The following is an 18561-nucleotide window of genomic DNA, read 5'->3' as shown; positions in this document are numbered from 1 at the left end:
TCGTCTATAAGCTCTGATCTGCATCTACCCTGGCCCCGGCGAAAGCTGGGGCTTTTCTTTGGGGCACCTCTTTTTTGGGGTACGTCCGTCCGGCCAGTTGGTCTGACTGGTCTCGGAAATCGTTGCACGCGGCTAGTTCCGCCTTCGAGGGTAGCCCTGCCTTAGGATAAGTGGCGGATTGAGGGAGAAGAATGACTGCCAAGGCCAGTATCGGCAAAGTCTTTGCAACCAATCTCCCGATCTACGCCGCGCGGCGCCAGGTTTAAGCCTGCGTTACATCGGCATTCTTGAGCGCCATGAGAAATCTCCTACCATCGACACCATAGAAGCGATTGCCCGAGCATTGACCGTGGAGCCGGTGCAGATGATCGTTCCAGTCGGCGAGGGAAGGCGGAAGATCGAGCGAGGCGAATAGGCAGTAGGCCGAAACCCACCCGACAGGGACCGGTCCTGCGAAGAGCAGGTTCGCTCTCACCGAATTCGCGGAAAACGGCTTTGCCGGGGCTGATCTGTACTGCGCAGTGTGTCTTGACTCTGGCGAAAGCCGGAGCTGTGCAGAGTGCCGCAAGGCCCACGTCTTCAGCCGTCAACTTACCGGCCTGCGGAAATGATGCTGCCTGTCACGATAAACGCCCCGCCAAGCAGCCAGGCCGAGGAAAGCTTCGGCATAGCCGAACACCATGAGGATCAGCGCTGACAAGCGGAGTAGCGTAGGCGAACACGGTCAGCAGCAGGCGATTGCCGCGCCTCAGTCCATGGTCCAGGCAAGATTGCCGAGCGCCAGTGGTATCATGCCGTTCAAGATCGCGCTCAACACCGCGGTAGCGCATGTACCGAACCCTTACCTAGGCCATTGAAAATGTACTTCTGGGCAACTTCGGCCAGAAATCGTCGCTAGGCGCGTGACGTGTCACGTAGGAAATCCCTGGGTGCGAGCGCGATATCGGCAAGTGTGTAGCTGTCGAGTGTGTTCTGGAACGAGGACAGCGCGTCGCGCAGCATGCCGGAAAGCTTGCAACAGGACGTGATCGTGCAATGGTTGCCCGTCGCGAAGCACTCGACCAGGGCGAAATCCGGCTCGGTCAACCGGATAACGTCGCCTATGCGGATGTCTTCTGGTCGGCGGCCGAGGGTCAACCCGCCCGACCTGCCGCGAACCGCAACAAGATATCCGGCACGGGTCAGCGTGTTGGCCACCTTGTTGAGATGCGTCCTAGACACGCCGAAGGCGCGCGCCGTCTCCTCGATTGTGAACAGCCGGTCCTCGGCGGACGCCGCAAACATCAGCATGCGCAGCGTATAGTCGGAGAAACTCGTCAGCCTCATTTCGGATCAACCTTCGCATGCCGACCTGCCGACTGTCGCGGAAGGTCATAGACTGTCGGCCGTGATCGGCTCGACGGTTAAGGTGTTTTCACCGCGATTGTGGGCCAGCGCTAGGCGGAAGGAATGTGCGATGCGCAATGCTCTTTCAATAAACAGAGCCGCAATGTCCGGCGGGCAAAGATTGTGGACAGTTGCGCGAAACAAACCCAGCCATCGCCGGAAATGCTGTGCGCCAAGCCCCGGAAGTGCCAGATGCGGCGGCAGGGGTCGGCCGTCATAGCGGCCGGTGCGCAGCATCAAAGACGACCAGAAGTCGCACATTCTCGTCAGATGCCGTGGCCAATCGTGCGGCGCGATGGCGCCGTTGAACACTGGCCCGAGCAGAGCGTCCTTACGGATCTCGTTGTAAAAGCCGTGAACCACGTCGTGGATCATCTGCTCGTCCAGCTGTTCGGACAGCACCCGGCCGTCGATAACGATGGTTGGCTTGTCCTTCGCGCCTTCGCTCATGCCTGCATTCCGCCGTCAGCTAGGCTGGTGCGGCCCTTTGTCGTCCAACAATGATGGATGTCCGCTAGGAACATGCTTCACTATCCGGATTAAACATATATCGTCAATCTACCTTTATGCCGCACATTGCCTGCGCGCCTCTGACAAGGAAGACCAGATGAGGCTCGGGCTTGACCAGACCGGGGACTATGTTCTGGACGCGGCCTTCTTGGCGGCACCGCATGCGCCTCGGACTCGTGACCAGTCTAGTGGATCGCGGCGTCTACTGCGACAAGGGCCGCAAGCGCCTGACCGTGCGCAGCGGCAACTCGGTCTACTGCCTTGTCAGCGAGGAGCCGATCGTATCCCGCTGAGTTTCGGACCGAGGTCCTTTGCGTTGTAGGCAAAATCCACAGAGTGCCCCCGTTCGGATACGGAGCGAAGAGCGAGTTCCCGGCTTAGCGAGAAAGCGAAACAAAGGGCACCCGGTACTCCTGTTTCGAGGGGACAGGACTGCGCATAAGCAGGAATAATCGTCGCGTCCATCAAACTCTGCGACTCCACGGCGGCTCTTCCGCCAGACAGGCGTCGAATCCGAAGACGCCGCGATCCGATCGTTCCGCCGCGATATCCGGGTGTGCAGCTTGTCGCGCCATCAATTCACGCCCCGTCGGATGGAGCGCGACCTCACTTTGTTCTGCAATATCAATGCTCGCAATGCCGTCAGGATTTCCCGATGGATCGCCAAGGTGAACTTCGTCGAGCCGACGCATCACCAATCCACTCGCCTCTCGTGCCAAAGCCAGAGGCACGAGTTTCTGCAATCCGCGGCGTACATGCGGCCACTGTTCGATTACGGTCGCCCAGCTTCCGTTGTCCTTTAGAACACCGCTAAGCACCTCCCGGGCTATCAAGTCGTCCGCCGCAAGCGCCCCGAGACTGCCGACGACGTCGATGACGTATCGTCCGTCGGCTCGGTCAATGACCAATCCCGTCTTTCCCTTATCGAACCGTATCAATTTCATCGCGGGACCCATCGCAGATCGAGGCATTTGCAATGATGAGATTGCGCCCCTCGCGCGGAAATCTCGATTCTTGCCTTCAAATAGAACTTTGGCTGAGAACCAGAGCCAAAACGTCAAACAAAATCTGTATCCCCCGCATCCATGCCCCCCTGCGAACCGCCAGCTATTCTTCGGGCGGCCGCAATCACGTCGGTCGCCAATCCGCAAGCTGCCGATCGACGAGCGACAAAGCAGGATCCGATTGGATGGCAAGAAACGGAGTTTCGCGCGTCACGAGCGCCGCTATCCCACTCCGAGATTGTCGGCCAGCGCCGATGATCCTTGCCTCATCAACACTGGAGAGTCCAAAATGAGCAAAGAGGAAGACAACAAGGCCATCGTCGTTCGGTGGTTCACCGATTTCTGGGGCGACAAGGTCAATCTGGACGTCGTCGACGAGATCGCGGCGCCGGATATGCTGCTGAGGTACTCGCTGCATGAACCGCGCCGCGGTCATGCCGACATCAAGGCATTCATGCGCGATTTTCGTGCGGCATTCCCGGACCTGGCCTTCGGTGCCACCGCCGAACTCATCGCCGAGGGTGACTATGTCGTCGGCCAGTGGGAAGGTGGTGGCACCCACACCGGCCCGGCATTCGGCGACTTCATTGCCGGCTCGCTTCCTGCCAATACGGGGCGCAAGATGCGGTTCACGGGCACGACCGTGTTGAAGGTCGTGAATGGCAAGATCGTTGAGGAAATCGGTCTCGACGACGGTGTCGCGTGTCTCACGCAACTCGGCATCCTCAAGGCCGCATGATCTCGAAGAAAACCCGCCCGCAATGCATTCGCGGGCGGGTTTTTCCTTGGGGCGCGCGCTCGTTGCGCGGCCCATCCTTTTTTGGCGATGGAGTCGGGCGTTATCCGATTGGGAGATAGGAAACGGAGGGCTGCCGCGAGCAAAAGCCCTAGACTTGGAGGTGTCCTCCTCCTGAAGAACGGTCAAAAATGTCCCGCATCGGCTATGCCCCCGGCACCCTCGATCTTTTTCATGTCGGGCACCTCAATCTGTTGCGCAATGCTCGGGCACACTGCGATATCCTGATCGCGGGTGTCGTCTCGGACGAGATCGCGCTTCGCGCAAAGGGTGTCCTACCTGTCATCCCGGTTGCGGACCGGCTGGAGATCCTCCGCTGCGTCAAGTTCGTCGATGCCGCCTGTCCGCACACGGCAGACGACATTCTGGCCGTCTGGCGGGAATTGCAATTCAATGTTCTCTTCAAGGGAGACGATCGGCAGGGCACCATGAAGGGAGATCGCCTGGAACGCGATCTCGCGACGGTAGGCGTCGAGATGCGCTACTTCCCATATACCACCACCGTCTCAAGCACGCTGCTGCGACGAATTCTGCAACCCCATCAGGTTCCTTGACCTGACCGAGGATCGCCGACCACCGCCACTTATCCCGTCAGGAATCGGGTGGCCGGCTGCAGGCAGGGGTGTCAGGTTTCTTGCCTTGGATATGCGCCGCCGCTCGGCTCCGCCAATTCGGATTTGAGAGCAAGGATTGGAGTGCGGAACAGCGTTGCCGCGGTCAGTAATGTCCCAAACTATCCGACAGGAAAGTGCCATGCTTACGTTGACGGCCGAGCGAGCAAATAAAACGACGCCAAGTGTGGCGGATGACCCTCGTTGGGCACGGATTGCCGCGCGAGACAAGTCCGCCGACGGTCTCTTCTGGTACTCCGTTGCGACGACCGGAGTGTACTGCCGTCCGTCATGCCCGTCGCGGACCGCGAATCCGAGGAACGTGCAGTTGCACGACACGCTCGCCTCCGCCAGGGCTACGGGGTTCCGGCCATGCAAGCGTTGCAACCCGGAAGGACTTTCGATCGACGGAGAGAATTCGGCGATCGTGGCGCGTGCCTGCCGCCTGATCGAGGAGAGCGAGGAAGAACCGTCGCTGTCTGACCTGGCTGGCGCGGTTGACCGGAGTCCGAGCTATTTTCATCGCGTGTTCAAGGCGACGACGGGGCTCACGCCCAAGGACTACGCGACCGCGCATCGTACGCAACGAGTCCGGCGCTGCCTGCACTCCAGCAGGAGCGTAACCGGCGCGATCTATGATGCCGGCTTTAACTCCAGTGGTCGCTTTTACGAGAAGTCAACGGACATGCTGGGCATGACGCCGACCCAATACATGAACGGGGGCGCAAACGAGGAAATCCGCTTCGCGGTCGGTGAAACCTCGCTCGGCTCGATATTGGTTGCATCCAGCCAAAAGGGTGTGGCCGCTATCTTGCTCGGCGATGACCCGGATGAACTGGTCCGCGACCTGCAGGATCGTTTTCCCAAGGCACGGCTGATCGGAGCCGACCCGAACTACGAAGCCCTCGTCGCACGGGTCGTCGGTTTCGTTGAAATGCCGCAACTCGGCCTCGATTTACCGCTGGACGTTCGTGGCACCGCCTTCCAGCAACGGGTATGGCAGGCGCTGCGTGAAATCCCGGTCGGAAGCACGGTCTCCTACGCAGAGATCGCCCGGCGCATCGGCGCACCAAAGGCCGTCCGCGCCGTTGCCGGGGCATGCGCGGCGAACAATCTCGCGGTGGCAATCCCATGCCACCGCGTGGTGAAAAACGACGGCACCGTCTCGGGCTACGCATGGGGCGTGGAGCGGAAACGCGCGCTTCTCAAACGCGAGGCTCAGCCCGGCAGCTAGCCATTGCGAGGGACCAAAACATCGCCAACCAAATTGCCAATAGCCGCTGCGGAGCTCTCCGCGCCCGGCGCCACTATATCCGCAGATTGCCTGATCAATGAGCCTCTTCGCCCGCTACGAGACATGCGTTTCCTTCCTTCGCAACCTGGACGCCGATTGGGCAAAGCTCATCGCTCATGTCGGGCCGTGCCGCCATGACCCAAAGGCCGCCCGCGAGCCCTATGAGGCCCTGATCCGCGCGATTGGATATCAGCAGCTCACCGCCAAGGCCGGCGATGCGATTATTGCGCGACTGAAGGCCCTGCACCCTGCAACCGCATTTCCAACGCCGGACAACATCTTGGCGACGGATTTCGATGCGCTTCGAGCCTGCGGCTTCTCAGCTTCCAAAATTGCGACGATCAAGGCGATCGCCGAAGGTTCGCTGAGCGGTCTCGTACCGTCTCGAGAGATCGCCATCACGATGAGCGACGAGGAGCTTGTTTCTCGGATTGCCGCGATCAAGGGAATCGGTCGGTGGACCGTCGAGATGCTGCTCATGTACTCACTCGAGCGCATGGACGTCCTTCCCGTTGACGACTTCGGCGTGCGCGAGGGGTATCGCGCACTGAAATCCCTGCCTACGCAACCCAAGCCAAGAGAGCTTCGCGAAATCGGGAAGGCATGGGCGCCGCACCGTACCGTCGCCTCTTGGTATCTTTGGCGAATGCCGCGAGAGCGGGGCAACGTGCTCGACTAGAAACACGTGCGGCATGGGCGGATTGCCGCATGTATTGCGTTTGGGGTTCCTGACTTGAGCTTTGTCTGATTCATGACGTGCCGACTGATTTGGAGGTCGGTAACCGCATCTCAATGTTGGGCGTGTAGCGTCAATCAATGTTCTGGAATGACCTCCGAAAAGCGCTTGTGACGGCGGTGCTGAGCTTCGTAATGCTTGCATCTCTGGGCGCTGCACCCCTTGGCGCGGCTGAATCTATGGACATTCGCAGCTCCTGCTGGGCGTCCAGCAGTTTGTCGGACGACTTGGTCACTGTCGTCCACTCGCCCGGACGCTGGACTTGCGGAGATCGGATCTATTCGCTCGAAGGCGAGCGGACGCTGCTGCGTTTTGAAATCGGTCCACACGATGTCCCTCCCCAATATCTCTTTTCAAGGCGAAGTGCGCTCGCGGCTGTGCATCTGCTGGCGATCGACCGAGACGGCGCAATGCGCCAGACCTCCTTGTCGGCGGACGAATTGCGTAGCGCTCTGCATGGCGGGTATTTCAAGGCCTCTCTGCCGGGTGTAACCAGCGACACGCTGCAGGTCGTTGTCGCGTTCGATTTGCCGACCCACCAGATGACGCTGGAGAGAGCCTACCTCTCACCGTCTGACATCGCTCTGGGCTCAGACCTTCTGCGGTCCTTGCTTCCCTTGGCTATCCTTGCCGGAATGCTTTCCATGCCGCTCATTTTCAACGCGGCCTTCTACCGGATTCTGCGCGAGCCGTTTGTGCTTTGGCATTCCATGCTCACGGTCTCGTTGTTGCTGACTATCCTGATCTCTTCGGGTCTTGCGGTCATTCTCTTCGATCCGCCAGCAATGACGTTAAGCTGGATGACGACTGTGATCTTCGGCCTTACTGTCGCTTCTGGGGCGATGTTTACTCACAGCTTCATCGAAGCCGGCCGCATGCATCCGCTCCTGCGGCAAGCGCTGCTCTGTTGCGCCGCATGGGCGATGTTTCTTAGCACGGCTCACGCGGCGTTTCCCTTCGCGGGGCGTTCGATTCAGTCGACCGTGTACACGGCGGCTTTTGCTCCGGTGGTCGTCATTTTCATATTGTCAGTTGCCGACGCACTGCGGCGCGGAAGTCGGGCCGCCAAGTTCCAGGCGGTCGGCTATACGCCTATGATTTTGGCCGGATTGGTGCGCTTGGTCACGGGCGTGGTTCCCGGGTTGCAGAGCAATGATGCCATGCTCCTGTTCTATGTGGGTTGCGCATGCGAAGTCCTGTTCACCGCTCTCGGCGTGGCGGACCGCTTCATGACGATCAAGCGCGAGCGGGACCACGCGCGCTTCGAAGCTGACATGCTTGAGCGCCTGTCCGAACGCGACGCACTGACGGGATTGCTCAACCGGCGAGCAATCGAGCAGAATTTCGAGAAGTTCCGCGCCGAGGGCTACCGCACACTTGCCGTGCTCGACCTGGACCACTTCAAGGCGATCAATGATGCTCATGGCCACGTGGTCGGCGACGCCGTGCTGAAAGCCGTGGCCGAAGCGCTTCAGGCAGACCCGCAGGTTCATGCGTTCCGCCTCGGCGGAGAGGAATTCGTGCTGCTTGTGCGCGGAGAAGATCCCCAGGCTCGGGCGGAGCGTCGGCGCCAGGCGATCTCCGCCATCGTAGCCAACGCCGTTCCAGGTCTTGGGCGACCTGTAACTGCCAGCATGGGCATGACGGATACGTCGCCAAATGCTGATGCGGAGTTCGCAGAGCTCTACGAACAAGCCGACAGGCTACTTTACAACGCCAAACTTGCTGGCCGCAATCGAGCCGAAATAGCATTGATGCAAGGATCGAAGAATGATGTGGATCCAGTCTTTGATGCTGTAGCTAGGCGGTGTGGACGGATTTGACCAAGATGAACGCTGCTGCGATGGAAACGATAGCTGCGAAATACCGCGCGCCTGCCCGGGGCAAGCGAGCGCCATCCGCAGCAACATCGCGGTGCTATTGTCGCCGGGGTCTCGGTTAATGCCGGATCAGGGCTGCAACCGCGATCCGTGGTCGGTTTCTCGGCCACTGGACATCAGCCTTTCTGCCGCAGCATCAGCCGGCGCTCGCGTTCCAGCAGAACACGTTTGCGGCGCGCACCCCACCGATAACCGGAAAGCGAGCCGTCCTTCTTGATGACCCGGTGACATGGGATAAGGATCGCGATCGGATTTGCAGCGATCGCTGTCGTGACATCACGGGCATCGCGCGTTCCGAGCCGCTGAGCCAAAGCGCCATAGCTCGTCGTCTCGCCAGCAGGTATTTCGCGAAGCACCGTCCAGACCTGGCGCTGATATTCACTGCCTCGCATATCCAGCGCCAATCCTGGGTCGATGCCAGGTTGCTCCACGATATCAGCCAGTTTCGCGATAATCGTTGCCAGGTCTTCTTGGCTCTCCATTATCTCTGCGTTCGGGCAATTCGCGCGCAGCGCATCTAACGTGACGCCGCCGTGCTCGCCGAACTCGAGGGTAACGATGCCGTTGTTCGAAACGGCTACAAGAAAATGCCCGAGTGAACTGTTACCCCAGGCGAACTTGATGTGCTCACGCATTGGTACCTCCTCGATACGGATGATGAGTAGGTCCAAGTTCCGCATGAAGGCGCCGGCGACGCGATCCGTTCCTTGCTTTCAAATCAAAAAGGGCCGAATTCTTCTCCAAGACCGGACGCGCGGGGCGTCAGACACCTCTATCCGATTTGAAAGCAATTTTCGGAGTGCGACTTCCGGAGCGAGATGTTGAACTGGGCCAATTTTATTTTGCCTTAGCCCGCAGCCGCGAGCGGCTGCGGCGACCACGGACGGGGGGCCAATGTTCCCGGCGAGCGGACTGGATGAAAGAACGCGTCGCGAGCGGCGTTGCGGACGTGCGTTGAGGCAGGACCATATTGCCAGCCGTCATTACGCCGACAGGGACACGGCGCTCGTCATGACCTACCTTGGCCAATTGGTTGCAGACGGACATGCCGAATGGACAGAACTCGACAATGGCGACGTCGAGCTTCGCTTCCATTCCGGACAATGCTTCCTTCTCGCGAGCCAAACGATTACGCGCCTCGCATAGTCGGCAGAATACTCTGCGCGCCGACTGCTCTGGCCGAGGCAGGAATTTCGTCGATTTGAACGCAAGCACCGGAGTGAGCGAGGGGCGCTGCAGTCCTAGCTTCGGGGAGGAAACGCAACCCCGGAGACTTTCACATGAACCTCCACCATATACGGGCCAGGCGGGCCTCAGGCGAGGCCGCAGCAGCGCGGGCGCCGACGGCAAGAGACGAAGTGGTCTATGCCACCGGCGAGAGTGCGCTGGGAAAGGTCCTGGTAGCACGCAGCCCAGTTGGGATTTGTGCGATCCTTATGGGAGATACCGAGGATGAGTTGACCGCCGATCTGGCCGCTCGCTTCCCAAATCGAGTGCTTGTCTCCAGCAGATCAAGGACGAGCGACGACTTGGGAAAGGTCCTTCGGTTCATCAACAAGCCGTCCACCGGGCTCGACCTGCAGTTCGACATGCGCCATGGGACAGCCTTCCAGCGCAAAGTGTGGGAGGTGCTCCGTACGATTCCTTGCGGCGCAACCATCACCTACGCCGCGCTCGCTCGCCGCATCGGGCAACCTGAGGCAGTTCGGGCTGTTGCCAACGCGTGCGCCGCGAACGCGATTGCCCTCGGCATTCCATGTCATCGCGTCCTCAGGAGCGACGGAACGCTGTCGGGCTATCGGTGGGGGGTTGAATGGAAGCGCGCGCTTATCAAAAAGGAAGCACCGTCATGAACTCGCTTAGAATCGCTGAGCTTAAATCCTTCAACTCGCGCGGGCTTAGGACCGGATAAACGACTTAGACTGGACGAAGCTCGCGAACGACCTCAGCGCGTTCGAATGCGCCGTTATCGAAAGCCTGCTGTCTGCTGATGAATGCAGACAGATCTCTGCCCTTAATGCGGAGTTGCGCAGCCATTTCGCTAACAAGTCACGGCTCCTACAAAGAGGAGTTTCGGTATTTCAAGTATTCTCTGCCATGCATTCCGAGGAGGCTAAGAACGGCATTATACTCCCGACTTGCTGCCGTCTCGAATGACTGTAACGAACTTCTGGAAATAATCCGAAGGCCTCCTTAAACTACCGGTGGAATGCGCTTCCAGGTCCATATCACTGCCAAGATACCGGTTGATGTAGTCCAGCACTCGCTACATCCGGGCATGTTAGTTTTCCGCCTTCATCGTCCCTCCTCTATGGCGGCTCCAACTAGTCGCTAAGGGCCGTTACCCGCGCTGGCGCTCACGGCGACCACTATCGACGAATTTCGCCGAGCATCAGCTTCGTGCACGCTTCGGCCGATATTGGTCGATCTGCCTCGGAAGGCGGAGAAAGACATGAAGATCGGCGAGAACAGCAACCATTTCCAAGTCGGTGACCATTCACGGTCAAGAATCGGCCACGTCGATCCTCAGGCGTCGCCTTTTAAACTTGAAGCGATGCCGTCTATCCAATCTGACCGTGGTGCAGTAGAGCCGAGCAGATCGCTCGACGCGCTTTCGCGAACTCTGTCGGCAATCCCGTCCGACTCGGTTGAAAAAGACTTCATGAAATGGGCGAAGATGAATCCGATTGAGAGGCTGCGGGCCTCAATTCTCGAATCGAAGGGTCTCGACGAAAGCAGCCTCAAGGCACTCCCATCCGAGGAACGTGCGGCGATCGAGAAGGAGATTCGTGAAACGATCAAGGAAAAGTTCGGCGTCAACGACAAGGATACGAAGATTGCAGTCTCCGGCAAAGCCGGTTCGACCGACGCTGGGTCGCTTGCGCTCGATTGACCCAATAGAACCGGCAACGAGCAAACACCGTTCAGACCGTCCATCTCCGGAAGGTGAGTTCGACAAACAACGTTGGCGAATACCTCATTACAAGCGCGGATCATCTCGCGGACACGTTCGAAACTGTATTCGACCTCGACATTTCCTGCCCCGGACACGTCTTGGACAAGATCCGGGCGATTGGCCACGAAAAGGCTGCCTGAATAGGGGAGCAATTCGGCTTCAACCGGTACGGGCGAGGCCTCACTCACTAGACCATCGACCGAATATCTTGCCAGTTGTGCACGGAAGACGGTGTCATCAGACCCAGCGCGATTGAGATGACCAAGTCGCGCATGCGTGTCGCCTCCCGCGTAACATTCCGCCCCTAGCGACCGCACGACTATTCATGGGGGCAACCAGAAATGCCACGTGCGGTCAAAGGGGGGGACGCGGTGTGGTGATCGGCGGCTAAAGCCGTGGCAGTCCGTCCCTGACCTGATGTGGTGGACGGGCTCCGCTCCCGGCGTGGCCGACCCGCAGGCGCCGATCGCGGCGGACTGTCCATGTGGAGAGAGCCTCAGGCTTGCTGTATGGCCGAGAGCTTCCACTCCGCACCGTTCTGGCGCACAAAAGTCCACAATTCGGTTGTTTCCGTCGGCTGGTCGGCGTCGCCGTCGACGATTTTGCCCGTGGAGCGCTCTCGGGTCACGTCGCGTGAGGAATAGTGCATGGCGGCTGTTGCATAATCGCATCCGTCCTCACGCCAGCTTTCGGCAATATCGGCCTGCAGCAGGTTGACATCGGACACATCGTTGCGGACGCCATTCTGCGCGTTGTCCGCCAGTTCTTCCGACAGATAGGAAACCATTTCGGGCGTCGCCAATCGGCGGAGCGCACCATGATCTTCATGCCCAAACGCTTCCTGAACCTCCGTTAGCAGCTGCTGGAACGTTTCGAGATCGGCCTGAGTGAGCGTGATTTCGTCAGAGGCAACAGTCGCGGCCTTGCGACCCGATCCCTTGCCGACACCGGGAATACCAAACGTTGCCGCATCGCCTTGGTGCGTGTCACCGCGTCCGAAACTTGCTACAGCATTTGAAGGGCCCGCACCGGCCATCGCCGGTGTCTGAGCGCTCGCGGAGCGCTGCCGGAAAAAGCGAACAGCCAGCATAATCGCGCCGCCGATCACCAACGCTTGGAGAAGAAGGCCAAACATGCCAGCCAGACCTCCAAAACCATGCCCCAGAAGAACGCCCAGCAGGCCGCCAAGCAGCAGGCCGCGCATCATCGAGCCGCCAAAGCCGTTCATGAATCCCGGACGCTGCGCGCCGGCCGGCTGCTGGCGGGCCGCAGCGTTGGTTCCGGTATTGGGCGTCATCGACCGCTCGACCGGAGCAGTTTGCGTCGGCGCCGTCCGCGTGGGCGGTGCCGCCTGATAGGTGCGCGTGCCCCTACTGCCGAAGCTGCCGCCGCGCCGCGCCTCCGCGTGATCCATCGCTGTCATGGAAAATGCCAGGAACATGCCCGCAAACAGGGTTGCAAATCGGACAGTGGGCGAAGTCGACATCGGCAGTTCCTCAATGAATGCTGTCTTGGCTGCTTCATGCTCTCAGGCGAGCAATCGTACGCGATTCCAGGCGCATGGCCCGTCTCGCGAAGGTTCGCACGGTTAGTCGAACAATTCTTCGAAGAGCGACTAATCTTGCGCTTGGGTATCGATGGCCATTCGAGCGGACATCATTGTCGTCACCAGGGCTGCGCTCTTTGTAGGCGCGCTCGATGCCCTGCCGCTCGCTCATGACCCGAGCGGCACGACAGGAGGGGCAAACCAGGCCAAGGACGGAGGATGTCATGCGAGTCTCCAAACCGGCTTTGGCAATGAGCCCGCTCGAACCGAATTGATGGCCCTCAACATCATGAAGCGGGCCCCCTTACGCGGTCCGACATCACGATCACCCGAAGGCGACAGTCAGAGGGGCCCGGCCCGCGTCCCGGATTTGGGTGCGGCGCAATCGACTTTCAAGAGCGGCATCTTTAAAATTACCACGCCACCGATTTTCTCGCACGGATGGCACGCGGCAAGGCTGATCGAAGAGGTGGAAGTGGCCGAAGCACTCGAGGGCCGCGATCGTCCGGTCCTCAATGGGCCGCACTCTAATCCATCCTGGAGGGAGTTCTTACTGATAGGTCAATCCGGAGCGTCGAGCATCGTCCGCACAAGGGCTTGAACAATCGCGCCGAGTATTCTCATCTCGCAGCGCGACGACGAGAGCGTGGGATGATGAGTTTCAAATCGGCCCGGCATTGCCACCGCTTCGTTGCAATCCGCGGCCCGATCGCCAACCTGTTTCATCTTCGCCGCAACCGAATTGCCGCTGCCGAGCATCGCGAACTCCGCGGCCAATTCGCTCTTTTTTTCGTCACTTCGGATGAAGATCGCGCCATGGACCGTTGACTAGCGCCGGCAAGCATCGGGGAAATCTCATCTCTCTCGCGCTTAAGGGCCCACCTCCCCAAGGACATCGTGCCCCCTCCTTCGTAGCGCCGCTGGTCAAGGAATAAGACCACCTCAGCGCCTATCGCGTCGCCTTTAGCTTGTCATGCCTTGAAGCGGTCAAATGCAGTAAGGCGCCTGACCGGTGGGTCGGCTTCATCCCAGCGATAGATTTCTGAGCGCAGATAGCGGAGCTCGTTATCGAGTGCGTCTTCCGCAAGCTCGATCCACCAGGATTTCGGGCGCCCGTCACTGCCGTCCGACCAGCGATAGCCGCGCGCCTTAAGGTGGTCCTTCAGATCGAATGGGCTGTTTACCGCGAAGATGCGAACGCGTGATCGCTGGCTGGCTTCGTAGAGCTCGGCAAGCGGCGTACGTCCCGGCTGCCCACCACCCTGCGCGAGAACCTCGAGAAGCGCAAAGCAATCATCGACGGCGCGGTGGCCCTCATGAAAATAACCCGCTTGGCCGATCAGATAACCAAGCTTGGTGCCTTCGAAGCCGCGAGACGCCCAATCGATTTCCGAAACCGAGCAAGCCCAGGCTTTTCCAGCAAAGATGGGCGAGAAGGCCTCGCAGAACGGCCGATCGAAGCCTGCGTTGTGGGCGATAACGAGATCAGCAGGTTCGACGACGGCGCGAAGCTGATCGACATCGATCATCTGTCCGGCCACCATGTCATCGGTGATGCCGGTCAGACGCGTGATCTCCGGTGGGATCGAAATGCTCGGTTGCTGCAATCCACCGTAGACACCGATGACATCACCGATATTGCCAGCCTCATCAAATGTGAAGGCAATGGTACCGATCTCAATAATCTCGTCCTTGCGATGATTGAGGCCGGTGGTCTCGGTGTCGAGGATCACGCCCCGCAGGGGAAATCCTGGTCGCGCGGCCGCCGTGACAGAACGAGGCTCGAGCATTTTCAGGATCCGGTATCGACCGGTCTCCTGGAGTTGCCGCACCATGTCGGCTTCACTCAATACCGGCGATGGTCGGTGTTTGATCGCTGATGAATCGGCCGCCTTTGCAGGAGCCGTCTCTTTCGAGACAAATAAATCGAACTGCTGCGTCATTCGCTTATCTCGGGCTCTTGCTCACAAAGACTCTCCAGACTGCATTGTCCCGCAAATTCGCTATAACGCATCCGCTCGGCCAAATCAGGAGAGTTCATAGAAACCGTGGAAATCAGCAACCGTAGCGACTTCTGGGCAATCCGGCGCGCGCGCCGTGATGCCGGAGGGCGCCGCCTTTGCGATGGCTGCTCGTGACATGAACGACGAAGCGCTGGCAGAAACTGCCACCGCGCTACTTTACGGCGAAAGCCGGCGTGGAATTCGTCGAGAGCGCAGACAACCAGGATCTTGATCGGCGACGACGACGACGACGACGACGACGACGACGATCATGATCAAGGTGACGAGTTAAGACAATCATCCCGATCGCCGCGCTGATCGTGATTGCACTCGAAGAAGCGACAACATGGAAGCAGCCGTCCTCATGCCTAGCCGCTGTTGCGTGGTCGTCGACCTGCCTGCAGCGACCGCCTGGTCGGCGCATTCGCGCCTAATGGTCCGCTGCATGCCGGCGAGATAAGCGATGGTCACCTGCTTGGTCAGCTTTTAGTCGAAGTCTTGGAGGATTTGACGCGGGGCATCACGCAATCCTTCCGAATTCAATCAAATCGGGCTAATGACGCGCTCATGCTTGACGCCTCATTGATTTCTGCTTCGACCGCCGCATCGTTCATTCTGACGTCGCTTCTGATCGAAGTGACACCTGGGCCGAACATGACCTATCTCGCACTGGTGTCGGCGAGCGAGGGCCGTCGCGCCGGGTTCGCCACGGTAGCCGGCGTGGCACTCGGCTTGGCCATCATCGGCGTGATCGCAGCGTTCGGGGTCACCGAGCTCGTCCAGACGTCTCAGACGCTGTATGAAGTGCTTCGCTGGTCCGGAGTGCTGTTTCTGCTCTACCTGGCCTGGGACGGATGGCGCTCAGGCGGCGATGGTGTGGTCGACGACGACAGCGCGACCGAAGGCAAATATTTCATGCGCGGCCTGATCACCAATTTGCTCAACCCAAAGGCCGGCATTTTCTACCTGGCGGTCCTGCCCACCTTCATGGATTTGGATCAGCCGCCGATGACTCAAGCTATGACCTTGACGGGCCTTTATGTTGGAGTGGCAACCTTCGTGCACTTCCTAATCGTGCTCGCCGCCGGGGCGCTCCGTCCGCTTTTGAACGACCCGCGCCGGGAGCAGATCGCTCGACGGAGTCTTTCGGCGCTCTTGGCGTTGGTTGCCCTGTGGTTTGCGTGGGCGACGGCGCGTTAGCGCGCAGCCGTTACCGGCGCGAGGGCGCGTCTGCCTCACCGGTGGCAGGACGTTCTTTTCGATATATGCTCCAACACAAATCGCGTTCCAGGCACGGGGGGCGCAGGCCGTCAAGTAGTCGCCATTTCCGTACATGTTCTGGTGCATGTTCCCGGCCGAGATCAGCAGCAATCGGTTGAACTTCCTTTCGTCGGAGACCCCAGAGGTCAACTGATCGGTCTCGCTCGACCAAGATGTCGGAGCGCCGTCGTGCGGGGTGTCGTCCTCAGTTGTGCTCGCCATGGCAAATGTCCGCAGGCGGTCAGCTGTGCGGCCGCATTAATGTCGGCACGCGTCACCGCTCCCTGCAGATGGTGAAGCTTGTGTGCCACGCCGGGGATGATTTGAGCGGTACCTGATGTCGGGTCATCATCGCAACGCGGCCGTCCCCATAAAGGGCCAACCCGGCTAGTCGGGTTTCGGGCCAACTAGGTCCTCAAGGCCCAAGTCGGATTTGCCGCGTAACGATTAGCGACGGCCTGAGAAGCGCGACATTTTCGGCGCTGGCCTTCCGCTAGACAATTCACTAACAGTCCAGCGATCCTGATCGGATCGCAATGAACCCTCCATGTCTATGATCGGTGGTGAAGACGATGGTCATATATCAGCGCTACATGGTGTTCGCCTGTGTCGTGCTCATCACGCTTTTCGCCATTGCCGGAGTCCTGCGCTATAGTATCTGGCTTTTGCCAATTGTAGCAGTTTCTGGAGCAATGGCTGCGCTGGGTGTATACGACCTTCTCCAGCGCAGGCACTCGATTTTGCGCAACTATCCAATCATCGGCCATCTGCGTTTCATCGTGGAGAGCTTCCGGCCCGAGATTCGCCAGTATCTCATCGAGGGTGATCGCGATGCGGAGCCCTTCAGTCGTCAGGACCGTGGCCTTGTCTACCAGCGGGCAAAAGGCGTTGAGGACAAGCGACCGTTCGGAACAATCGAGAACGTCTATGGGTCCGGCTACGCGTGGCTGACCCATTCTGCTACCCCCGTTGCCATACAGGATACGAATTTCCGAGTGCGCATCGGAGGTTCTGCTTGCAGGCAACCTTATGATGCCAGCCTTTACAATATTTCGGCCATGAGCTTTGGCTCCCTGTCTGCAAATGCCGTCCTCGCGCTGAACACCGGCGCAAGGGAGGGCGGGTTTGCCCATGACACGGGCGAAGGGGGCATCAGCCGATATCATCGACAGGGCGGAGGAGACCTGATCTATCAGGTCGCATCTGGCTATTTTGGCTGCCGCAACGATGATGGCAGCTTCTCGCCAGAGAAATTTGCGGAGCTTGCCGCCGATCCGCAGATCAGGATGATTGAGCTGAAGCTGAGCCAGGGTGCAAAGCCCGGTCATGGTGGCATGCTGCCTGCATCAAAAATCTCGCTCGAAATTGCTCAGGCGCGAGGTATCCCGATGGGGATCGACTGTGTGTCTCCTGCGGCGCACGGCACGTTCTCGACCCCGATTGGACTGATGGAATTCATAGGCCAGCTTCGTGAGTTGTCGGGGGGCAAACCTGTCGGCTTCAAGCTCTGTATCGGCCATCGCCGCGAGTTCATGAGCATGGTCAAGGCAATGCTGAAGACGGGCATCATACCTGACTTCATCGTTGTCGATGGGGCTGAAGGCGGGACCGGAGCAGCACCCGTTGAATTTGCCAACCGTGTTGGCATGCCGATGCTGGAGGGCCTGACCTTTGTTCATAATGCACTGCGTGGCGCCGGCATCCGAGATGAAGTCAGGATCGGCGCGGCGGGCAAGATCATCTCTGCATTTGATATTGCTCGCACCCTGGCTCTTGGGGCTGACTGGTGCAACTCAGCGCGCGGCTTCATGTTTGCGATCGGGTGCATTCAGGCGCAGTCATGTCATACCAACAGATGCCCGGTCGGGATTGCGACCCAGGACCCGGCGCGTCAGCGCGCGATTGACGTTGGTGACAAGAGCGAGCGCGTGGCACGATTCCATCGCAATACTATGAGGGCACTGGGCGAGATCGCCGGTGCAGCAGGGTTGAGCGATCCACGCAATTTTATGCCGTATCACTTCATGTTTCGACAGAAGGACAATGAGTTTCTCGACGGGAACGAGGCCTATCCTTATCTGCCCGAGGGCTTCCTTGTTTCAGGAGAGGCGGAAATCCCGGAGCTCGCTGACTGGTACAGCCGTTGGGATCGCGCAACTGCCGAGAGTTTCGCCCCGCCGGAAATTCCGCACGGGCCATTCATGCGCCGAAATGTGGGGCAAACCCAGGACGCGAGTCTCTCGCTCCCGCTTTGACAGACGAAGCCGATAATGGCGTCTTTGCCCCGCGCAGGATCGCGGAAACCTTGCGCACGACCAGCGAGGAGATCGCGCGGATTGCAGGGCTCGGCAGGGATGCAATTCAGCGCAAGCGGGTGTTGGAACGAGATCGTTCCAACACCCTATGTGCTTGAGCACCGGATCGAAAACTGCAGCGCGCTCTTCGGTCCAGTAAAGCCGATCCTCATCCGACAGTGCCGGGACCTCAATAACCGGATCGAACAGGGTCATCGGCGTATCAAACGTCGGATCCGACCCATGCTCGCTTTCAAATCGATCGCTACCGCCGAGATCATTCTC

Annotated in this window: 18 protein-coding genes and 4 pseudogenes; 14 read left to right on the top strand and 8 right to left on the bottom strand. The window is 59.4% G+C overall.

Annotated features, from left to right (window positions below; all coding sequences use genetic code 11):
• Nucleotides 1–178 precede the first annotated feature (178 nt).
• The gene (locus C7I85_RS30495) at nucleotides 179–415 is read left to right on the top strand and encodes a helix-turn-helix domain-containing protein (RefSeq protein ID WP_146148827.1); all 237 of its coding nucleotides are present in this window, start codon (nucleotides 179–181) and stop codon (nucleotides 413–415) included.
• Nucleotides 416–894: 479 nt separating this feature from the next.
• On the opposite strand, the gene C7I85_RS03845 is transcribed toward C7I85_RS30495, so the two are convergent.
• Together C7I85_RS03845 and C7I85_RS03840 are read right to left on the bottom strand one after the other, a co-directional pair.
• Nucleotides 895–1326 carry an Rrf2 family transcriptional regulator gene (locus C7I85_RS03845; protein WP_106722643.1) on the bottom strand — a complete coding sequence of 144 codons (432 nt, stop codon included), beginning with the start codon at nucleotides 1324–1326 and terminating at the stop codon, nucleotides 895–897.
• A gap of 45 nt (nucleotides 1327–1371) precedes the next feature.
• Entirely contained in the window at nucleotides 1372–1836 is a 465-nt protein-coding gene (locus tag C7I85_RS03840; RefSeq protein ID WP_106722642.1) for a group III truncated hemoglobin, read from the bottom strand.
• A gap of 221 nt (nucleotides 1837–2057) precedes the next feature.
• Here C7I85_RS03840 and C7I85_RS32000 point away from each other — a divergent pair, with 221 nt between their 5' ends.
• Nucleotides 2058–2189 (top strand): DUF6522 family protein, encoded by a 132-nt coding sequence (locus C7I85_RS32000; RefSeq protein ID WP_280954343.1) that lies wholly within the window; start codon nucleotides 2058–2060, stop codon nucleotides 2187–2189.
• A gap of 171 nt (nucleotides 2190–2360) precedes the next feature.
• On the opposite strand, the gene C7I85_RS03835 is transcribed toward C7I85_RS32000, so the two are convergent.
• Nucleotides 2361–2957 carry a hypothetical protein gene (locus C7I85_RS03835; RefSeq protein ID WP_146148826.1) on the bottom strand — a complete coding sequence of 199 codons (597 nt, stop codon included), beginning with the start codon at nucleotides 2955–2957 and terminating at the stop codon, nucleotides 2361–2363.
• A gap of 232 nt (nucleotides 2958–3189) precedes the next feature.
• On the opposite strand from C7I85_RS03835, the gene C7I85_RS03830 reads away from it, so the two are divergent.
• The 5 genes from C7I85_RS03830 to C7I85_RS03810 all read left to right on the top strand — a co-directional run bounded on the left by C7I85_RS03830 (nucleotide 3190) and on the right by C7I85_RS03810 (nucleotide 8160).
• Nucleotides 3190–3639, top strand: coding sequence for an ester cyclase (locus C7I85_RS03830; RefSeq protein ID WP_106722640.1), 450 nt, complete (start codon nucleotides 3190–3192; stop codon nucleotides 3637–3639).
• 188 nt (nucleotides 3640–3827) lie between these two features.
• Nucleotides 3828–4250: an adenylyltransferase/cytidyltransferase family protein gene (locus tag C7I85_RS03825; RefSeq protein WP_106722639.1), complete on the top strand. Its 423-nt coding sequence runs from the start codon at nucleotides 3828–3830 to the stop codon at nucleotides 4248–4250.
• Between the two features lie 199 nt (nucleotides 4251–4449).
• The gene (gene ada, locus C7I85_RS03820; RefSeq protein ID WP_181257074.1) at nucleotides 4450–5541 is read left to right on the top strand and encodes a bifunctional DNA-binding transcriptional regulator/O6-methylguanine-DNA methyltransferase Ada; all 1092 of its coding nucleotides are present in this window, start codon (nucleotides 4450–4452) and stop codon (nucleotides 5539–5541) included.
• A gap of 97 nt (nucleotides 5542–5638) precedes the next feature.
• Nucleotides 5639–6280 (top strand): DNA-3-methyladenine glycosylase family protein, encoded by a 642-nt coding sequence (locus C7I85_RS03815; protein WP_106722637.1) that lies wholly within the window; start codon nucleotides 5639–5641, stop codon nucleotides 6278–6280.
• A gap of 137 nt (nucleotides 6281–6417) precedes the next feature.
• On the top strand, nucleotides 6418–8160 hold the full coding sequence (locus C7I85_RS03810) for a GGDEF domain-containing protein (protein ID WP_106722636.1): 1743 nt from the start codon (nucleotides 6418–6420) through the stop codon (nucleotides 8158–8160).
• 173 nt (nucleotides 8161–8333) lie between these two features.
• On the opposite strand, the gene C7I85_RS03805 is transcribed toward C7I85_RS03810, so the two are convergent.
• Nucleotides 8334–8852: a methylated-DNA--[protein]-cysteine S-methyltransferase gene (locus C7I85_RS03805; RefSeq protein ID WP_106723056.1), complete on the bottom strand. Its 519-nt coding sequence runs from the start codon at nucleotides 8850–8852 to the stop codon at nucleotides 8334–8336.
• A 202-nt stretch (nucleotides 8853–9054) separates the two neighbouring features.
• Nucleotides 9055–9312 (bottom strand): hypothetical protein, encoded by a 258-nt coding sequence (locus C7I85_RS30490; RefSeq protein WP_146148825.1) that lies wholly within the window; start codon nucleotides 9310–9312, stop codon nucleotides 9055–9057.
• A gap of 185 nt (nucleotides 9313–9497) precedes the next feature.
• Between C7I85_RS30490 and C7I85_RS03795 the strand changes: the two genes are divergently transcribed.
• Together C7I85_RS03795 and C7I85_RS30485 are read left to right on the top strand one after the other, a co-directional pair.
• On the top strand, nucleotides 9498–10070 hold the full coding sequence (locus C7I85_RS03795) for a methylated-DNA--[protein]-cysteine S-methyltransferase (protein WP_106722634.1): 573 nt from the start codon (nucleotides 9498–9500) through the stop codon (nucleotides 10068–10070).
• A gap of 599 nt (nucleotides 10071–10669) precedes the next feature.
• Nucleotides 10670–11110 (top strand): hypothetical protein, encoded by a 441-nt coding sequence (locus C7I85_RS30485; protein WP_146148824.1) that lies wholly within the window; start codon nucleotides 10670–10672, stop codon nucleotides 11108–11110.
• A 559-nt stretch (nucleotides 11111–11669) separates the two neighbouring features.
• Here C7I85_RS30485 and C7I85_RS03785 read toward each other — a convergent pair.
• The gene (locus C7I85_RS03785) at nucleotides 11670–12659 is read right to left on the bottom strand and encodes a Tim44 domain-containing protein (RefSeq protein WP_106722632.1); all 990 of its coding nucleotides are present in this window, start codon (nucleotides 12657–12659) and stop codon (nucleotides 11670–11672) included.
• A gap of 633 nt (nucleotides 12660–13292) precedes the next feature.
• Here C7I85_RS03785 and C7I85_RS31555 point away from each other — a divergent pair.
• A pseudogene (locus C7I85_RS31555) lies at nucleotides 13293–13547 on the top strand (hypothetical protein); the annotation flags it as partial.
• Between the two features lie 143 nt (nucleotides 13548–13690).
• Here the strand turns inward: C7I85_RS31555 and C7I85_RS03770 are convergent.
• Nucleotides 13691–14662 (bottom strand): 3'-5' exonuclease, encoded by a 972-nt coding sequence (locus C7I85_RS03770; protein WP_106722631.1) that lies wholly within the window; start codon nucleotides 14660–14662, stop codon nucleotides 13691–13693.
• Nucleotides 14663–14758: 96 nt separating this feature from the next.
• Here C7I85_RS03770 and C7I85_RS31550 point away from each other — a divergent pair.
• Both C7I85_RS31550 and C7I85_RS03760 read left to right on the top strand, forming a co-directional pair.
• Nucleotides 14759–14954, top strand: a pseudogene (locus C7I85_RS31550) (hypothetical protein).
• 335 nt (nucleotides 14955–15289) lie between these two features.
• Complete coding sequence (locus C7I85_RS03760; RefSeq protein ID WP_106722630.1) at nucleotides 15290–15922, top strand: LysE family translocator; 633 nt, start codon at nucleotides 15290–15292, stop codon at nucleotides 15920–15922.
• A gap of 75 nt (nucleotides 15923–15997) precedes the next feature.
• On the opposite strand, the pseudogene C7I85_RS32130 reads toward C7I85_RS03760, so the two are convergent.
• A pseudogene (locus tag C7I85_RS32130) lies at nucleotides 15998–16204 on the bottom strand (hypothetical protein); the annotation flags it as partial.
• A 350-nt stretch (nucleotides 16205–16554) separates the two neighbouring features.
• Here C7I85_RS32130 and C7I85_RS03755 point away from each other — a divergent pair.
• Both C7I85_RS03755 and C7I85_RS03750 read left to right on the top strand, forming a co-directional pair.
• The gene (locus C7I85_RS03755; protein ID WP_106722629.1) at nucleotides 16555–18237 is read left to right on the top strand and encodes an FMN-binding glutamate synthase family protein; all 1683 of its coding nucleotides are present in this window, start codon (nucleotides 16555–16557) and stop codon (nucleotides 18235–18237) included.
• 198 nt (nucleotides 18238–18435) lie between these two features.
• Nucleotides 18436–18561: pseudogene (locus C7I85_RS03750) on the top strand (IS6 family transposase); the annotation flags it as partial.

Source organism: Pseudaminobacter soli (ex Li et al. 2025) (assembly GCF_003012705.1).
In the GTDB taxonomy this organism is placed as follows: domain Bacteria; phylum Pseudomonadota; class Alphaproteobacteria; order Rhizobiales; family Rhizobiaceae; genus Pseudaminobacter; species Pseudaminobacter soli.
This window is presented reverse-complemented; position numbering and strand designations above follow the sequence as displayed.

Coding starts and splice junctions, on each gene's coding strand:
- C7I85_RS03845 (WP_106722643.1), bottom strand. CDS start 1,326: ATGAGGCTGACGAGTTTCTCCGACTATACGCTGCGCATGCTGATGTTT.
- C7I85_RS03840 (WP_106722642.1), bottom strand. CDS start 1,836: ATGAGCGAAGGCGCGAAGGACAAGCCAACCATCGTTATCGACGGCCGG.
- C7I85_RS32000 (WP_280954343.1), top strand. CDS start 2,058: ATGCGCCTCGGACTCGTGACCAGTCTAGTGGATCGCGGCGTCTACTGC.
- C7I85_RS03830 (WP_106722640.1), top strand. CDS start 3,190: ATGAGCAAAGAGGAAGACAACAAGGCCATCGTCGTTCGGTGGTTCACC.
- C7I85_RS03825 (WP_106722639.1), top strand. CDS start 3,828: ATGTCCCGCATCGGCTATGCCCCCGGCACCCTCGATCTTTTTCATGTC.
- ada (WP_181257074.1), top strand. CDS start 4,450: ATGCTTACGTTGACGGCCGAGCGAGCAAATAAAACGACGCCAAGTGTG.
- C7I85_RS03815 (WP_106722637.1), top strand. CDS start 5,639: ATGAGCCTCTTCGCCCGCTACGAGACATGCGTTTCCTTCCTTCGCAAC.
- C7I85_RS03810 (WP_106722636.1), top strand. CDS start 6,418: ATGTTCTGGAATGACCTCCGAAAAGCGCTTGTGACGGCGGTGCTGAGC.
- C7I85_RS03805 (WP_106723056.1), bottom strand. CDS start 8,852: ATGCGTGAGCACATCAAGTTCGCCTGGGGTAACAGTTCACTCGGGCAT.
- C7I85_RS30490 (WP_146148825.1), bottom strand. CDS start 9,312: ATGGAAGCGAAGCTCGACGTCGCCATTGTCGAGTTCTGTCCATTCGGC.
- C7I85_RS03795 (WP_106722634.1), top strand. CDS start 9,498: ATGAACCTCCACCATATACGGGCCAGGCGGGCCTCAGGCGAGGCCGCA.
- C7I85_RS30485 (WP_146148824.1), top strand. CDS start 10,670: ATGAAGATCGGCGAGAACAGCAACCATTTCCAAGTCGGTGACCATTCA.
- C7I85_RS03785 (WP_106722632.1), bottom strand. CDS start 12,659: ATGTCGACTTCGCCCACTGTCCGATTTGCAACCCTGTTTGCGGGCATG.
- C7I85_RS03770 (WP_106722631.1), bottom strand. CDS start 14,662: ATGACGCAGCAGTTCGATTTATTTGTCTCGAAAGAGACGGCTCCTGCA.
- C7I85_RS03760 (WP_106722630.1), top strand. CDS start 15,290: ATGCTTGACGCCTCATTGATTTCTGCTTCGACCGCCGCATCGTTCATT.
- C7I85_RS03755 (WP_106722629.1), top strand. CDS start 16,555: ATGGTCATATATCAGCGCTACATGGTGTTCGCCTGTGTCGTGCTCATC.